General features: G+C 61.5%; 16 protein-coding genes. 14 read left to right on the top strand and 2 right to left on the bottom strand.

Annotated features, from left to right (window positions below; all coding sequences use genetic code 11):
- Positions 1–15: 15 nt before the first annotated feature.
- From BM400_RS12215 to BM400_RS12185, 7 genes are all read left to right on the top strand, one after another.
- Positions 16–1,023, top strand: a complete 1,008-nt coding sequence (locus BM400_RS12215; protein WP_089839416.1) for an NAD(P)-dependent alcohol dehydrogenase — start codon at positions 16–18, stop codon at positions 1,021–1,023.
- A 95-nt stretch (positions 1,024–1,118) separates the two neighbouring features.
- Entirely contained in the window at positions 1,119–3,266 is a 2,148-nt protein-coding gene (locus BM400_RS12210; RefSeq protein ID WP_089841848.1) for a ligand-binding sensor domain-containing protein, read from the top strand.
- Positions 3,267–3,275: 9 nt separating this feature from the next.
- Positions 3,276–4,523, top strand: a complete 1,248-nt coding sequence (locus BM400_RS12205; protein WP_089839415.1) for an FtsX-like permease family protein — start codon at positions 3,276–3,278, stop codon at positions 4,521–4,523.
- Between the two features lie 12 nt (positions 4,524–4,535).
- Complete coding sequence (locus BM400_RS12200) at positions 4,536–4,826, top strand: hypothetical protein (RefSeq protein WP_089839414.1); 291 nt, start codon at positions 4,536–4,538, stop codon at positions 4,824–4,826.
- Positions 4,827–4,960: 134 nt separating this feature from the next.
- The gene (locus BM400_RS12195) at positions 4,961–5,446 is read left to right on the top strand and encodes a carboxymuconolactone decarboxylase family protein (protein ID WP_089839413.1); all 486 of its coding nucleotides are present in this window, start codon (positions 4,961–4,963) and stop codon (positions 5,444–5,446) included.
- A gap of 2 nt (positions 5,447–5,448) precedes the next feature.
- Complete coding sequence (locus BM400_RS12190; RefSeq protein ID WP_089839412.1) at positions 5,449–6,186, top strand: ABC transporter ATP-binding protein; 738 nt, start codon at positions 5,449–5,451, stop codon at positions 6,184–6,186.
- Positions 6,187–6,195: 9 nt separating this feature from the next.
- Positions 6,196–6,798, top strand: a complete 603-nt coding sequence (locus tag BM400_RS12185) for a GNAT family N-acetyltransferase (protein WP_089839411.1) — start codon at positions 6,196–6,198, stop codon at positions 6,796–6,798.
- Between the two features lie 205 nt (positions 6,799–7,003).
- Here BM400_RS12185 and dcp read toward each other — a convergent pair whose 3' ends face one another.
- Positions 7,004–9,070, bottom strand: coding sequence for a peptidyl-dipeptidase Dcp (dcp, locus tag BM400_RS12180; protein ID WP_245781845.1), 2,067 nt, complete (start codon positions 9,068–9,070; stop codon positions 7,004–7,006).
- A gap of 93 nt (positions 9,071–9,163) precedes the next feature.
- On the bottom strand, positions 9,164–9,952 hold the full coding sequence (locus BM400_RS12175) for a TPM domain-containing protein (RefSeq protein ID WP_245781844.1): 789 nt from the start codon (positions 9,950–9,952) through the stop codon (positions 9,164–9,166).
- Positions 9,953–9,991: 39 nt separating this feature from the next.
- On the opposite strand from BM400_RS12175, the gene cyoE reads away from it, so the two are divergent.
- The 7 genes from cyoE (at position 9,992) to BM400_RS12140 (ending at position 15,343) form a co-directional block, all read left to right on the top strand.
- Positions 9,992–10,960, top strand: a complete 969-nt coding sequence (gene cyoE / locus BM400_RS12170; RefSeq protein WP_245781843.1) for a heme o synthase — start codon at positions 9,992–9,994, stop codon at positions 10,958–10,960.
- A 24-nt stretch (positions 10,961–10,984) separates the two neighbouring features.
- Complete coding sequence (locus BM400_RS12165) at positions 10,985–11,542, top strand: DUF420 domain-containing protein (protein WP_089839409.1); 558 nt, start codon at positions 10,985–10,987, stop codon at positions 11,540–11,542.
- Between the two features lie 2 nt (positions 11,543–11,544).
- Positions 11,545–11,769 carry a hypothetical protein gene (locus BM400_RS12160; protein ID WP_089839408.1) on the top strand — a complete coding sequence of 75 codons (225 nt, stop codon included), beginning with the start codon at positions 11,545–11,547 and terminating at the stop codon, positions 11,767–11,769.
- A 134-nt stretch (positions 11,770–11,903) separates the two neighbouring features.
- Positions 11,904–12,377 (top strand): single-stranded DNA-binding protein, encoded by a 474-nt coding sequence (locus tag BM400_RS12155; protein WP_089839407.1) that lies wholly within the window; start codon positions 11,904–11,906, stop codon positions 12,375–12,377.
- A 197-nt stretch (positions 12,378–12,574) separates the two neighbouring features.
- The gene (gene cyaY, locus BM400_RS12150; protein ID WP_089839406.1) at positions 12,575–12,913 is read left to right on the top strand and encodes an iron donor protein CyaY; all 339 of its coding nucleotides are present in this window, start codon (positions 12,575–12,577) and stop codon (positions 12,911–12,913) included.
- 116 nt (positions 12,914–13,029) lie between these two features.
- Entirely contained in the window at positions 13,030–13,833 is an 804-nt protein-coding gene (locus tag BM400_RS12145; RefSeq protein ID WP_089839405.1) for a glycosyltransferase family 2 protein, read from the top strand.
- 31 nt (positions 13,834–13,864) lie between these two features.
- Positions 13,865–15,343, top strand: a complete 1,479-nt coding sequence (locus BM400_RS12140; protein ID WP_089839404.1) for a GH39 family glycosyl hydrolase — start codon at positions 13,865–13,867, stop codon at positions 15,341–15,343.
- Positions 15,344–15,359 lie beyond the last annotated feature (16 nt).

Raw genomic sequence — 15,359 nt, 5'->3', positions numbered from 1 at the left:
GGATTACCGATACTCATGAATGACATCCATGGCCTGGCAGTTCACGCGGCAGGCGCACACTTGCTTCCTTTCAAGTACGACGCCGGTGAGCTCAAACCGAACGAAGTGGCGATCCGCATCTCGCATTGCGGCGTCTGCCACTCCGATATCCATCTGATCGATAACGATTGGGGTATCAGCAAGTATCCGTTTATTCCGGGTCACGAGATCGTGGGCACGGTGACGGCGATCGGCGCGGACGTTCGCGACCGCAGGGTCGGCGAGCGCGTGGGCGTGGGCTGGCAGGCGGATAGCTGCGGGATCTGCGAGTGGTGCCGGCAGGGCGACGAACACCTGTGCGCGAAGTCGCAACCCACCTGCGTGGGGCGTCACGGCGGCTATGCGGACGGGATTCGCGTGAACAGCCGGTTTGCGATTCCTGTCCCGGAGGTGCTGGAGAGCGAGAACGTGGCTCCCCTGCTGTGCGGAGGGATTACGGTGTACAGCCCGTTGCGCAACCATGGCGTGCGTCCTTCGTCGCGGGTTGGCGTGGTCGGCATCGGCGGGCTGGGACACCTGGGCATCCAGTTTGCCAAGGCGTTCGGCGCGGAGGTGACAGCGCTTTCGACCTCGAAGGACAAGGAAGAAGAGGCACGGTCGTTCGGCGCGCACCACTTCGTGAATACGCGCGATACGGGTGCGCTGAAGGCTTTGGCGGGGTCGTTCGACCTGATTCTGTGTACGGTCTCGGCCGACCAGGACTGGCAGGCCTTCGTGAACGCTCTGCGGCCCAAGGGTACGCTGTGCGTCGTGGGAGCGGCGCCTTCGGCGATGCAGATTCAGCCGTTCTCGCTGATCGCGGGGCAGAAGGCGGTTTCGGGCAGCCCGACAGGAAGCCCGCGCGACTTGCACGAGATGCTAGACGTGGCGGCGCGGCACGGCATCAAGGCCATGACCGAGCGCTTCCCGATGTCGGCGGCGAACGAGGCGATCACCAAGGTGAAGAAGAGCCAGGTGCGGTATCGGGCTGTTCTGACCAACTAGTCTCCCAAAAAAGCAGAAACCCCGGGTTGGACATGCTCTTGTCCAGCCCGGGGTTTCTGCTTCTGCGGGCAGCGGGTATTACACTCAACAACAACATGACCCGAACCCTGACCGCCCTGGCTCTCATTACCCTTTCCGTTGCTGCAACCGCACAGGGCACCAAACTTTGGACGACGGACCGGTACGAGACGCTGGAGCGTGGCACGACCTCCGGGGTGGCGATCCGGAACGATGGGCGGCTGACGCCTGCTCCGGCTACGACGCTCGCGTTTACGTCGAGTGGGAACTACATCTGGTCGGTTGCGGGGGATGCGAAGGGGAACGCGTATCTCGGGATGGGGGGAACCTCTTCGGGCGGGGCTACCGTGCAGCGGGTTGCGGCTGACGGCAAGGCTACGAAGATCTTCGAGGGGAAAGAGCTTGGGGTGCAGGCACTGCGGCTGGCGGCGGACGGGACGGTTTACGTCGCGACCAACCCGGATGGCAAGGTGTACCGGGTTTCGCCTTCGGGCGGACCGCCGATCGTGGTGTTCGATCCGGCATCGACGGCGGAACACTCGAAGTATCTTTGGGATATGGCGGTCTCGGCGTCGGGGGATCTGTATGTGGCGGCGGGAGCTCCCGCCGCGGTGTATCGCGTGACGCAGAACAAGCCGGAGCTTTTGTTCAAGACGACGGACCAGCATATCCGGTCGTTGCTGCTGGCGCATGATGGACAGCTCTGGGCCGGGACGGATGGCGGTGGGGTGATCTATCGGTTCGAACCGAAGACGGCTGGCGCGAAGCCGTTTGCGATGTATGCGGCTACGGAGCGCGAGATTACGGCGCTGACGGAGGATGCGGCGGGGAACGTGTATGCGGCTGCGGTGGGGAGCAAGTCGACGTCTTCCCTGCCACCTTTGCCGGTGACCGGGGCGGTTGGGGTTACGATCAGCTTTGTGCAGCCGGGTTCGGCGGGCGCGGTGGTGGGGAGCACGGTGATTCCGGAGGGTTCGGTGCTGTACAGGATTGCGGCGGACGGGGCCCCGAGCAAGCTGCTGTCGCTGAAGGAAGACGTCGTGTACGGCCTGGCGGTGAAGGATGGGGCGTTGATCGCTTCGACCGGCAATCGGGGCCGGGTGTACGCGGTCGATCTGGGAGCGCCGGGGCGGTTCTCGGATATCGCTCACCTGGAGGCTTCGCAGGGGACGGCGCTGGCTACGGCCCCTCATGGCGATCTTCTGCTGGGGACGAGCAATTCGGGCAAGCTGTATCGGCTGGGCGGGGTGGCCAAGGCTCCGACGTATGTGAGCGAGGTGTTCGATGCGGGCGGGCTTTCGCGTTGGGGGCGTCCGGAGGTGAGGACGGACACGCCGTACACGCTTTCGCTGCGCGTAGGCAATGTTCCGAGTCCCGCGGAGGGGTGGAGCGACTGGATCAAGCTGGACGCGGGCGCGAAGGTTCCGAATGCCCGGTTTGCGCAGTGGAGGCTGGAGCTCGCCCCAACGACGGCGGTGGAGGCTGTGGCGATCAACTATCTGCCGCGCAATGTCGCCCCAGTGGTGGACGATATTGCGGTGCAGACGGGGGCTCGGGTGACTGCGAATCCCGTTGCGACTGTAACAACGGTGCAGATTCCTTTTCCGGCTCCGCCGGCGGCTACGGGCTTTACGGTGCCGATGACGGATACGAGTCCGCTGACGGGACAGAAGGATCGCAGCGCCATTACGGTGCGGTGGGCGGCGCACGACGACAATGGCGACGACCTGATGTTCGCGGTGTGGTTCCGTGGGGTGGGCGAGAACAACTTTCATCTGCTGAAGGAGAATCTTTCGGACCGGTTCTACAGCTTCGACGCAGCGACCTTGCCGGATGGGCCTTACGTCCTGAAGGTGATTGCTTCGGACGGGCCCTCGCATCCAGATCCGGAGACGCTGACGGCTGAGCGGGTGAGTGGGCCGTTCGTGGTGGATACGACGGCTCCGGTGGTGTCGGGGCTGAAGGCGACACGTGCGGCAAAGACCATTGCGGCGAGCTGCGAGGCAACCGATGCAACGAGCCCGATTGCGCATGCGGAGTACTCGCTCGATGCTGGGCCGTGGCAGTACCTGGAGCCGACCGGCACGCTCTCCGACGCGAAGCATGAGGCGTACGAGTTCTCGATCCCGCTGACGGACAAATCCACTTCGAGCGAGCATGTGCTGGCAGTGCGGGTTTACGACCGATACGAAAACATTGGGACCGCGAAGGTGATCGTCCGCTAAGCTGAAGAGGTGCGATTCGAACTCTTTCTTGCAGCCAGGTACCTGAGGGCAAAGCGGCGCCAGGCGCTGGTGGGCGTGGTGACGGCTATCTCCGTGCTTGGTGTGGCGGCGGGAGTGGCTTCGCTGATTATTGCGCTGGCGATTACAAACGGCATGCGGCGCGATCTGCAGGAGCGGCTGGTGGGCTCCACGGCGCATGTGGAACTGATGCGGCCGGCAGCGGATGGGATCAAGGACTGGCAGGATTTGCTGGCCCGCCTGAAGACGACCAAGGGCGTCGTGGCGGCAGCTCCGGGGCTGTACGGGCAGGTGCTGATCTCGCGAGGGGCGCGTTCAGGGGGAGCTCTGATCAAGGGCGTTCTGCCGGACGATGAGCGGACGGTGTCGGATCTTCTGCAGGCGGTGGCGCAGGGGTCCGCGAAGGAGCTTGCCCCGGTCGATGGGCCGCCTACCGGGAACGATGCCACGCCGCCGATTGTGATCGGGAAGGATCTTGCGGAGTCGATTGGGGCTCATCCCGGGGATACGGTGCTGGTGACGAGCCCGCAGGGGGAGTTGACGCCGCTGGGGATTGTGCCGCGGTACCGGAGATTTCAGGTGGTGGGGATCTTCGCTTCGGGGTTTTATCAGTACGACTCGACGTACACGTTTATCCGGCTGGCGGATGCGCAGCGGCTGTTCTCGGAGCCGGATGTGATCTCGATCATCAGCTTCAAGATCAAGGATCTGTACCAGGCGGCGAAGGTGGGCAAGGAGATTGAGGAAGCCGCGGGGCCGGGGTTTCAGACGACGAACTGGATGGAGCAGAATCGCGAGTTGTTCCGGGCGTTGAAGCTGGAGCAGATCGTCACGTTCATCGTGCTGGCGCTGATCGTGTGCGTGGCCGCGCTGAACATTCTGATCGCGCTGACGATGATGGTGATGGAGAAGACGCGGGAGATTGCGGTGCTGATGAGCTTCGGGGTGACCGAAGCGCAGATTCGACGGATCTTCCTATATCAAGGTTTTCTGATCTCGCTGACCGGCACGGCGATTGGGTTGGTTGTGGGGTATGCGCTGAGCTGGGCGGGTGGGCACTACCGATTTATTCCGCTGGACGCAAGCGTTTATTCGATCGCGTATCTGCCCTTTGCGCCGAAGTTTCTGGACGCGGTGATCGTTGCCGGGGTGAGTCTTTCCGTTAGTCTGATTGCAACGCTTTATCCATCCAGGTCAGCCGCCCGGGTACTGCCCGCTGAAGCCCTGCGCTACGAATAGGAGGTTTCCGCTTTGATTACCCTGCACGCCGTTACCGACTTCGCCCTATGCGTTGCCGCCATCATTGCGGGACTGGGGGCAAGCGGCAAGATGATCCAGATGACGCATGAGGTGAACCGCCGGCTGCCGGTAGACGACCGCCTGATGGAGGTGTTCTGGTATCCAGGGCAGGCACGCAAGGTGGCGACCGCGCATCGGCTTTTTTTTCCGGAGAGCAAGCTGCGAAATCGACGGAACATCTTCGCGGTGCTGATGGTGGTGTTCCTGTGTGCGTGGCTCGTGGTGGGTCAATTTTATTTTTAGGGAATCCAACGCATCTCCTAGCACGCACTGTCTTCGGCCAGACCATTCTGGCGGAGGGCTTTCGCGATTTTGACCTTGTCACACTTGCGCTGCATCTGATGTATTAGTCACCCGTCACCGAGAAAGGAGAACTTATGGCCCAACGTCTCAACTACGCAGAACTCATTCCTGAAGGGATGCGTGCGATGCGTGGACTGGAGCACTACCTGAACACGGGTATAGCGCTCGATCGCTGCCTGCTGGAGCTGGTCCGGCTCCGTGCCTCGCTGATCAACGGATGCACGTTCTGCATCAGCCTGCACAGCTATGAACTGGGGCGGCAGAACGAGACCGACGACCGCATTGGGCAGTTGGCGGAGTGGCGCAACTCCGATGTGTATACGCACCGGGAGAGGGCTGCGCTGGCGTGGACGGAGGCCGTGACGGATGTGCATCCGGATCATGTTCCCGATGAGGTCTTCGAGGCGGCGCGAGAGCATTTTTCCGATATCGACCTGGCAAACCTTACGCTGGCGATTGCGAGCATCAACGCTTGGAACCGCATGGCGGTTGCGTTTCGGGCGGAGAGGCCAGCGGCCTCGCCCAAACCTCCGGCAAGTTTGATTGGACAGACGAAGTGACGATGGCAGACAGCACGCTCGAACCCTTCCACGAAAGCCATGGTGTGCCTGTTGTTCTGCGAGCGACGGGGCTTACGAAGATCTATCCTGCGGTGACCGGCAAGGCGGGCGCTGAGGTGGTGCTCTTTCGCGAGCTGGATCTGACGATTCGCTCGGGAGAGATCGTTGCGATCGTGGGGGAGAGCGGAACGGGCAAGAGCACGCTGCTGCATCTGCTGGCGGCGCTGGACCGGCCCACGGCGGGCGCGATTGTGTGCGGGGATGCGGACGTGACGCGGTTTACTGCGGCGGAGGCGGCGCGTTATCGCAATCGCGATGTGGGGTATGTGTGGCAGTTTCACTACCTGCTGCCGGAGTTTACGGCGCAGGAGAACGTGGCGATGCCTCTGCTGGCGCGGGGGATGGGGCGGCCCGCGGCACTGGATCGGGCTGCGGAGTGGCTGGGCAGGGTGGGTCTTGGCGGACGGCTGGAGAACCGGTCGGGCGAGTTGTCGGGGGGCGAGCAACAGAGGGTTTCGCTGGCGCGAGCGCTGGTGACGGAGCCGCGCTTGCTGCTGGCGGATGAGCCTACGGGGGATCTGGATAACCGGACCGCAGAGACGGTGTTTGGGTTGCTGGAACAGCTTCATCGCGATCACGGGCTCACGAGTCTGCTGGTGACGCACAATCTGGAGTTCGCGAATCGATGCGACCGGGTGCTACGGCTGAGGAATGGGTCGCTCGAAGAGGCATCCGCGTAAAATAGCGGCATGCCTGAGTGTCCTCTGCTTGCTCCCGTTACGTTGACGGGCCATCTCGTGCAACTTGTTCCTCTGTCGATGGCGCATGAGGATGATCTGATCGCGGCGACGCGCGATGGTGAGCTCTGGCGGCTTTGGTATACGAGTGCGCCGGCACCCGAGCAGGTGGGCGATGAGATTGCGCGGCGTCTGGGGCTGCATGCGGCTGGGACGATGCTTCCCTTTGCGGTGATGGATGTTGCCACCGGCAAGGCCGTGGGGATGACGACCTATATGAACGTCGATGCGGTGAACCGGCGGGTTGAGATCGGGTCTACCTGGTACGCGCAACGTGTGCAGCGCACAGGGCTGAATACCGAGGCGAAGATGCTGCTGTTTGCGCATGCGTTCGATACGCTGGGGTGCATTGCGGTGGAGTTTCGGACGCATTTTCTGAATCAGCAGAGTCGACGGGCGATTGAGCGGCTGGGGGCTAAGCTGGATGGGATTTTGCGGAACCATTCACTGGCTCCGAACGGGACGCTGCGGGATACGGTGGTTTATAGCGTGATTCAGTCGGAGTGGCCCACGGTGAGGACGCATCTGGAATGGCAGATGGCGAAGCCTCGGTAGGGTTCTCCGAGGATGCGGTGGCGCAACGATTCCCTGCGGGAATCAGTCGACGATCCAACAGCGAAGCTTTTCGGGAGGGCTGAAGCCCTGCCCTTCCGTTTCCCGTCACGGATAGGGAATGCTCGCGCGGAAACCCACATCTCAGAGGCGAGATGTGGGCCGCCCGAATTTGGGGCGGTTCACAGACGTTGGTGTAGTTTTGGGGCTATTTGAGGCCGCGCTGTTTGAGCATGGGGGCGGCTACGGGATCTTTGCCTAGCCAGGTTTTGTACATGGCGTCGAGGTCTTCGGTGTTGCCGCGGGAGAGGACCATCTTCCGGAAGCGGTCGCCGTTGGCGCGGGTCATGCCGCCGTTGTCTTCAAACCACTGGTAGGCGTTGTCGTCGAGGGACTCGCTCCAGAGATAGGCGTAGTAACCGGCTGCGTAACCGGTGTTCCAGATGTGAGCGAAGTAGCTGGAACGGTAGCGCGGGGGGACTTCCTTGAGAGCCAGCTTCGTTTTTTCGAGAGCTGCTTTTTCGAAGGCGTCTACGTCCTGGAGCGGCAGGCCGGGTGCGAGGGTGTGCCACTGCATGTCGAGCTCGGCGGCGGCGAGGAGCTCGGTAAGCTGGTAGCCCTCGTTGAAGGTAGCGGCCTTCTTGATCTTCGCGGCGAGCTCGGCGGGCATAGGAGCGCCGGTTTTGTAGTGCTTCGCGTAGTTGGCAAAGACGGACGGGTACATGGCCCAGTGCTCGTTGAACTGCGAGGGGAACTCAACGAAGTCGCGGGGGACGTTGGGGCCGGAGAGGCTTGGGTACTCGGTGTTGGCGAAGATGCCGTGGAGGCCGTGGCCGAACTCGTGGAACATGGTGGTGACGTCGTCGAAGCTGATGAGCGCGGGCTCGCCGGGGGCGGGCTTGGCAAAGTTGGTGACGTTGTAGATGACGGGGATGGTGCCGAGGAGTTTGGACTGGCCGACGAACTCGTCCATCCATGCGCCGCCGTTCTTGTTGTCGCGCTTGAAGGGGTCCTGGTAGAAGAGGGCGAGGGTTTTGCCGTCGGCGTCGAAGACCTCGAAGACACGCACGTCAGGTTGATAGACGGGCAGGTCGTGGCGCTCCTTGAAGGTGATGCCGTACATCTGGTGGGCGGCGTAGAAGACGCCGTTCTCGAGGACGTTGCGGATCTCAAAGAAGGGCTTTACCTGGGCTTCGTCGATATCGTATTTGGCCTTGCGGACCTGCTCGGAGTAGAACTCCCAGTCGTAGGGTTCGAGCGCGAAGCCTCCGTGCTGGGCGTCGATGAGGGACTGGATCTCGGCGGCCTCGCCGTGGGCCTTGGCGGTGGAGGCGGGGACGAGGTCGTCCATGAACTTGAGGGCGGCTTCGGGGGTCTTGGCCATCTGGTCTTCGAGGGACCATGCGGCGTAGCTTGGCTTGCCGAGGAGTTTGGCTTTCTCGGCACGGAGTTGCGCCATGCGGGAGATGGTGGCGCGGGTGTCGTTGTCGCCACCGCGCTCGGTGCGGAGCCAGGAGTGCTCGAAGAGTTCGGCGCGGGCAGCGCGGTCGGACATCGACGCGAGGCTGGGCTGCTGGGTGGTGTTGATGAGCGGGATGACGTAGCCGTCGGTGGAGCGGGCCTTGGCGGCTTCGGCGGCTCCGGCGATCTGGGCATCGGTGAGGCCGGCGAGTTTGGATTTGTCGGCGGTATGGAAGGCCGCAGCCTTGGTGGCGGCGAGGAGCTTGGTAATAAAGGCGTTCTCGAGGGTGGACTCTTCCTCGTTGAGCTTCTTGAGGGCGACCTTGTCGGCGTCGGAGAGGTTGGCTCCGGCATGCACGAACTGGCGGTAGTCGACTTCGACGAGACGCTTCCCTTCCGGGGTCAGTTTGAGGGTATCGCGCTGCTTGTAGATCTTCTCGACGCGTGCGAAGAGTTTGGCGTCGAGGTAGATGGCGTCCTGGTGGGCGGCGAGCTTGGGGGCGATCGCCTCCTGGACCTTCTGGAGGGTGGGGTTGGTGTTGGCACCGGTGACGCCGTTGAAGACGGCCATGACGCGTGAGAGGAGCTGTCCGCTCTTTTCCATGGCGACGATGGTGTTCTCAAACGTGGGCGCGGCCGGGTTGGCGGCGATGGCCTGGATCTCACGCTTCTGCTGGGCCATGCCCGCTTCGATGGCGGGCTGGTAGTCCTCATCCTCGATCTTGTCGAAGGGCGGCGCCTGATACGGGAGGGTGCTCTTGGCGTAGAACGGGTTTGCGGGACTGAGGGTCTGTGCTTCTGCTGTGCCTGCCAATATGGTGCTCCCTGCCAAAATTACCCCCATCCACGAACGAAGACGCATCATGCTGTGCAACCTCACAGGGGTGATTGTAGAGCAATGGGGTGGTTACCAGTCTCCTCCGGCACCGCCTCCGCCGGAGGAGCCGCCGTCGAAGCCGCCAAAGTCGCTGCTGCTGGAGGAACTGGAGGAGTCGTTGCTGGAGGAGGAGGAAAAACTGCTGCGAGAGTCGTCCTCTGAGGGCATGGACGTAAGGATGGGCATGCCAAGGCTGTGTTTGACGGCGCCAAGGGTGGGTTGCCTCCGTCGCAAGCTGACCACGATCACGATGGCCAGGAAGACTCCCCCGCAGATGCCGCAGGCGAGAAAGATCGGCCAAACGGGCGGAGAGGGAGGGGCGGGAGGGGTGGGGGGAGCATCGGTGGGATTCGCGGAGATGGCGGCGGCGATCTGGTCGACGGCGATGGTGATGGCTTCGCGGTAGTGGGCGGTTTTCAGGAGGGGGACCATCGTGCGGCCGATGTCTCCGACCTTCGCGTCGTTGAGCGGTCCTTCCAGGCCGTAGCCGACGTTGATCCAGCGTTTGTGGTCGTCGATGGAGAAGAGCATGAGGACGCCCTTGTCCGTGCCCTTGCTGCCGACGTGCCAGGCGTCGGAGATGCCCTGAGCGAATTCCTGCGCGGTGTCGCCTTCGAGATGGTGGATCGTCACGACCGCAATCTGCATGCCGGTCTTCTGGTGGATCGCCGTACACTGGGCCTCGATCTGCGCCTTTGCTCCGGCGTCCAGCACACCGGCAAAGTCGCTGACGTAGCCGGTGGGTTTCGGCAGCCCACGTACGGTTTCGGCCCGGAGGGGGGCGGTCAGGACCAAGAGAATTGCCAGTATGCGCCACATGGCCCCCATCGTATCGCAGAACCCGTTATTCTAGAGAGCGTGGCTATCTCAGCAACCTCCGAGCAGATCGTCTCCGCCAAAGCGAAGACCCAGAAGGCACATACACTTCTGTCGGACTATGTTGTCCTTTTCAAATTGCGTGTCTCCGTGATGGTCGTGATTACGGCTGGAGCGGGTTTTTACCTGGGTAGCCTTCGGAGCGGGATTTCACCGTTCCACGCGGGACTGTTCGAGGCGCTGGCCGGGATTACGGTCGTGACGCTGGGTTCGAGCGCACTGAACCAGGCGCTGGAGCGCAAGACCGACCTGCTGATGCGTCGCACCGCCGACAGGCCGATGGCCGCGGGCCGGATTGGGCTGGCGCATGGGCTTACGGTTGGCTTTCTCGCTGTCTTTCTGGGGTCGCTTTACCTGGCGATCCAGACCAATGTGCTGACCGGCACGCTGACGCTGCTGACCGCGATCGCCTATGTGGCGATCTATACGCCGCTGAAGCGGGTGACGGTGATCAACACCTTTATCGGTGCGTTTCCGGGGGCGTTACCGCCGCTGATCGGCTGGACCGCGGTGCGCGGCGTGATTGAGTGGCCGGCTGTCGCGCTGTTCGCGATTATGTTCGTGTGGCAGTTTCCGCACTTTATGGCGATCGGCTGGATGTACCGGGATGACTATGCGGCTGCGGGAATCCGGCTGACGCCCACCAACTCCGATATTCGGTGGGCGGCGCGGTCGACTGTGATTCAGAGCTTGTTTTATGCGGTGCTGATGGTGCCTGTGGCGATCTGGCCTACGTGGCTGGGGACGACGGGTATGCCTTATGCGGTGATCGCGACTGTGCTGTCTCTGGGGTATCTGTACTACACGCTTCGCTTTGCCACGATTACACGGAATCCGGAGTCGCCGGAGAGTCGCAAGCTTGCGGTCGCGCTGCTTCGCTGCTCCGTGATCTACCTGCCGTTACTGCTTGGCGCGATGATGTTGAACGCGCAGGGCCGCCTGCTGTTTTAAGGGATGAGAGACTAAAGACACGCCATGACCAAAGAACGCACGCTCATTCCACCGAACCGGACGCATCCGTCGTTCATCGCGGCCATCATCGGCATCTCGGTGATCGCGAGCCTGTTTCTCGCGTGGCTGGTCTACTACCACCAGCCGAGCGATGTCGCCGGGACGCACCTGGCCTTTCTGCCTGCGCTGAACGCCCTGCTGAATACATGCTGCACGATCGCGTTGATCCTGGGGATACGGTACATCCGGCGGGGGGCTCTGGTGCAGCACCGCAACAGCATGTTCACGGCGTTCCTGTTTTCGTCGCTGTTTCTGGCCTCGTACATTACCAACCATGCGCTGCACGGCGACGCGAAGTTTCCGGGACACGGCGTGGCGCGGTTTGTCTATCTCTGGATCCTGCTGCTGCCGCATATTCTAGCTTCGGTGATCGCTCTGCCGATGGTGCTGATCACGTTCTTCTTTTCGTTGACGGGGCGGTTTCCGCTCCATCGGAAGATTGCGCGGTACACGTATCCGATCTGGCTGTATGTGTCGGTCACGGGTGTGATTGTGTATGCGATGCTGGCGGCCTACCGTTGACGATGCGCTCGGACACCCGCACCCTTCTTCGTACCGGACTGGGAATCTTCCTTGTCGGCGTTGTCTCGGCGGTGCTGATGAACTTTGCCTTCGGGGGCGTGACCAAGCAGGGTCCGCACACGAATGCCGGGTGGCTTTGCCTGATGATCGCGATGGGATGCCTGCCGACCGGAACGCTGACGCTTCTGCTGGCGCTCTTGAAGCTTTCCGGCGACCGCAAACGCTAAAACGCCCCTGAACGATGACGGTGTTGCAACCAAAACGGGATTTGGTGCGCCTCGCGACCGGTTTCGGCCCGATATTCTCAGCATCCCATCTGCTATCCTCAACCTCTAAACACGCAGTATCGGAGTATCCAAACATGGCAAAAGGCGTCAACAAAGTTCTTCTTCTCGGCAACGTCGGCAAAGACCCCGAGATGCGCGCTACCCCCGGCGGCATGACCATCGCCCAGTTCACGCTGGCGACTGCGGATCGCGCGAAGGATGCGCAGGGCAACTGGGCCGACAAGACCGAGTGGCACAACCTGGTCGCCTTCAATCGCACCGCCGAGGTCGTCCGCGACTACGTCAAGAAGGGCACGCAGCTCTTCATCGAGGGCAAGATCCAGACGCGCTCGTGGGATGACAAGGAGTCCGGCCAGAAGAAGTACCGCACGGAGATCCTGGTGAACGAGTTGACCCTTCTGGGCTCGAAGTCCGGCGGATCCGAGGGTGGAGGATCGTCGAGCTACTCGCGCTCCAGTTCCTCCAGCGGCGGTTACTCGCAGAGCCAGCCGGTCTCGGCACCGGATTATGGTGACACCGGGATTACAGACGACGATATCCCCTTCTAAAGGTCCGGATCAGCCGACTCTCCTCCCCTCGGATAAAAGCCGCGGGAGGAGAGTCGGCTTTTTATGTCAGGATACCTGCCCTGGAAGCCTCCTCCAGATAGGCAAACTCGGTTGCAATGCTCTTTCTCGTGCGTGAATATTACCGCACCCTCCCCTGCCAGCAACCTCCGGGTCTCCAACGCGCTAAACTAAGGCCTATGATCGACGAATCTACCTTCCGTCGTGAGTCCGACCGGGCTCTCGAAAGCCTCAAGCAGTCCCTGATCACCGCCGGCGACGCCTCGGGCATCTTCGAGTTTGAGGACAATAACGGCGTCATGAACATCATTTTTGAAGACGGGTCGCCGAAGTTTGTGGTGACACCAAATACTCCGATCCGACAGATCTGGATCTCCGCACAGGCCACCAGCTACAAGCTCGAGTTTGACGAGGCCACGCAGAACTTCATTCTTCCCAAGACCGGCGAGGCGCTAAAGCCGCTGACGCAGCGTCTGCTCCGGGAGCATCTGCAGGACGCGGAAATCATTCTCCCCTGAGTCGCTCTTCTGTCAGGAAGAGCGACAAAATCCTGTTATAGTCTCAACTTATAAGCAGCGCACAGCCTAGGCTCCCCCGAAACCGATCGCCCACCACGACCTGGAATCTCCTACTCATGCGCCAAACGATCTCCGTTGCCATCATCACCTTGAATGAAGAGGCGAACCTTCCCCGTACGCTCGCGAGCGTCGGTTTTGCCGACCAGATTGTTGTGATGGACTCCGGCTCGACGGATCGCACGGTCGAGATTGCAGAGTCCTTCCATGCAACGGTCGTGCATCAGCCGTGGCTCGGCTTTGCCGCGCAGAAGAATGCGGCGATTGCGCTCTGCACCGGAGACTGGGTGCTTTCGCTAGATGCCGATGAGGAACTTTCGCCTGAGCTTCAGACGCAGATCAGGACGTTCATCCCGACGAATCCGCGTGTGGATGCCTACTACCTGAAGCGACGGAACCTGTTTCTTGGCCGCTGGATGAAGCACGGAGGGTTCTATCCGGATCCGAAGCTTCGTCTGTTCCGCCGGAACGCGGTCGGGTTCGACCAGACACCGCAGTTCGGCGACCGGCTGGTTCATGAGACGATCTCATTTTTCGGGGCTTCGGACACGCTGGACTTCGATCTGATCCACCATGCCTATCCGACGCTTGAGGACTATATCGAGCATATGGACCGGTATAGCACGCTGGGGGCGCAGCACCTCCTGCTGAGTCACAAGGACTCGCGCAACCCGCTCGTCTTCTTTTTCAACGTCTTCATTATTCCGAACCTGACGTTTGTCTGGAACTTCGTCTTTCGCCTGGGGATTCTAGACGGGCGTGAGGGGCTCCTGCTGCATCTTTACCAGGCGACGTATACGAGCTGGAAGTACGCGAAGGCCTGGCAGATCGCACGTAAGACTTTGGACGAAGACGCTCGCTAACCACGGCTGCTCCGTGGCATACTCGGCATTCATGAAAAACTGGCTCCCAGTCGTCGTTCTTTCGCTCAGTGCTTCTGTCGTTTCGGCTCAGACCAACGTTACGGTCAACTGGGCGAAGACCATCGCAACCTCTCACGCTACGCCGACGCTTCAGGTTGTGGTGAACCCGCAGTTGCTGCGCGGGGCGAAGCTGCATGATTCCACCTTCTCCTCCCTGCATGCGCTGGGAGCGGACTATGTGCGGTATGTGCCCTGGCTGCCGTATCCGAAGCAGGCTGTTGCTGAGTTGCAGGCTCCTACGGCCAGTGCGACGTCGTGGGACTTTACGCATATCGACCCGACGCTTGATGACTTCATGCAGGCGCAGGCCGGGCACTCGGTGGTGATGAACTTCTCCACCATTCCGGCTTGGATGTACAAGACCGACAAACCGGTGACATATCCGGATGACCCGAACCAGGTGTTCTGGCATTACACGCAAGGCAACGATCTGCGGGATCCTTCGATGAAGGAGGCTGCGGCGTATTTTGCGCGGCTGGTGGCCTGGTACACGCAGGGCGGATTTACGGATGAGTTGGGCAAGCGGCATGAGTCCGGACACCATTATCACTTCGCCTACTGGGAGGTGCTGAACGAGATCGAGTTCGAGCACAACTGGACACCCGAGGCTTATACGCGCTTCTACGACACAGTCACGGCCGCGATCCACGCGGTGGACCCATCGATCAAGTTCATGGGGTTGGCGCTTGGCGCCCCCAGTACGCATCCGGAGATGTTCGAGTACTTTCTGAACCCGGCGAACCACCGTGCGGGCGCTCCGCTCGATTTCATCACGTATCACTTCTATGCCGAGCCGACGGCGGCGCAAGGTATCGGCGACTGGCAGTACACCTTCTTCGATCAGGCAGAAGGCTTTCTGCATACAGTGCGGTTCGCGGAGCTGATTCGTAAGCGGCTTTCGCCAGCGACGCGTACCGACCTGAATGAGCTGGGCATTATTCTGCCTGAAGACGGCAAGGAGATCGGCAATCCTGGATACGTTGCGCCTCCGCCTCCGGACGCTTACTGGAACCTGGCGGGGGCGCTGTATGCGTATCTTTACGTCGAGCTGGCACGGATCGGGATCGATGTCGTTGGCGAATCGCAATTGGTCGGGTATCCAAGCCAGTATCCGAGTGTGAGCATGATGAGCTACGCGACGACCAAGCCCAATGCGCGGTACTGGACGCTGAAGCTGCTGCACGACCACCTGGGCGACGGCGATCCGATGCTGGAGACCGGAGGAGGTTCCAGGGATCTTGCCGTTCAGGCATTTCTGCATGGAGGCCACCGCACGATTCTGTTTGCGAACAAGCGGAACCATCCGTTGCAGATCGCTTTGCCCAAAGAGGCCGCTCATGTGGCGTATGTGGCTCCCTCGACCGGCGAGGGGCCGGTCGGCGAACGGGACCTTTCCTCGCCGGCCCTGACCCTGGAGCCGTTTGAGGTCGCTATCGTGACATTGAAGTAGCGCCGTATACTCATCG

This window comes from Granulicella pectinivorans (assembly GCF_900114625.1).
GTDB classification, from domain to species: domain Bacteria; phylum Acidobacteriota; class Terriglobia; order Terriglobales; family Acidobacteriaceae; genus Edaphobacter; species Edaphobacter pectinivorans.
Note: the sequence above shows the minus strand (reverse complement) of the source record. Positions and strands in the feature narration are given on the sequence as shown.

Coding starts and splice junctions, on each gene's coding strand:
- BM400_RS12215 (WP_089839416.1), top strand. CDS start 16: ATGAATGACATCCATGGCCTGGCAGTTCACGCGGCAGGCGCACACTTG.
- BM400_RS12165 (WP_089839409.1), top strand. CDS start 10,985: ATGACCAAAGAACGCACGCTCATTCCACCGAACCGGACGCATCCGTCG.
- BM400_RS12145 (WP_089839405.1), top strand. CDS start 13,030: ATGCGCCAAACGATCTCCGTTGCCATCATCACCTTGAATGAAGAGGCG.
- BM400_RS12160 (WP_089839408.1), top strand. CDS start 11,545: ATGCGCTCGGACACCCGCACCCTTCTTCGTACCGGACTGGGAATCTTC.
- BM400_RS12195 (WP_089839413.1), top strand. CDS start 4,961: ATGGCCCAACGTCTCAACTACGCAGAACTCATTCCTGAAGGGATGCGT.
- BM400_RS12155 (WP_089839407.1), top strand. CDS start 11,904: ATGGCAAAAGGCGTCAACAAAGTTCTTCTTCTCGGCAACGTCGGCAAA.
- BM400_RS12190 (WP_089839412.1), top strand. CDS start 5,449: ATGGCAGACAGCACGCTCGAACCCTTCCACGAAAGCCATGGTGTGCCT.
- BM400_RS12175 (WP_245781844.1), bottom strand. CDS start 9,952: ATGTGGCGCATACTGGCAATTCTCTTGGTCCTGACCGCCCCCCTCCGG.
- BM400_RS12210 (WP_089841848.1), top strand. CDS start 1,119: ATGACCCGAACCCTGACCGCCCTGGCTCTCATTACCCTTTCCGTTGCT.
- BM400_RS12140 (WP_089839404.1), top strand. CDS start 13,865: ATGAAAAACTGGCTCCCAGTCGTCGTTCTTTCGCTCAGTGCTTCTGTC.
- BM400_RS12185 (WP_089839411.1), top strand. CDS start 6,196: ATGCCTGAGTGTCCTCTGCTTGCTCCCGTTACGTTGACGGGCCATCTC.
- cyaY (WP_089839406.1), top strand. CDS start 12,575: ATGATCGACGAATCTACCTTCCGTCGTGAGTCCGACCGGGCTCTCGAA.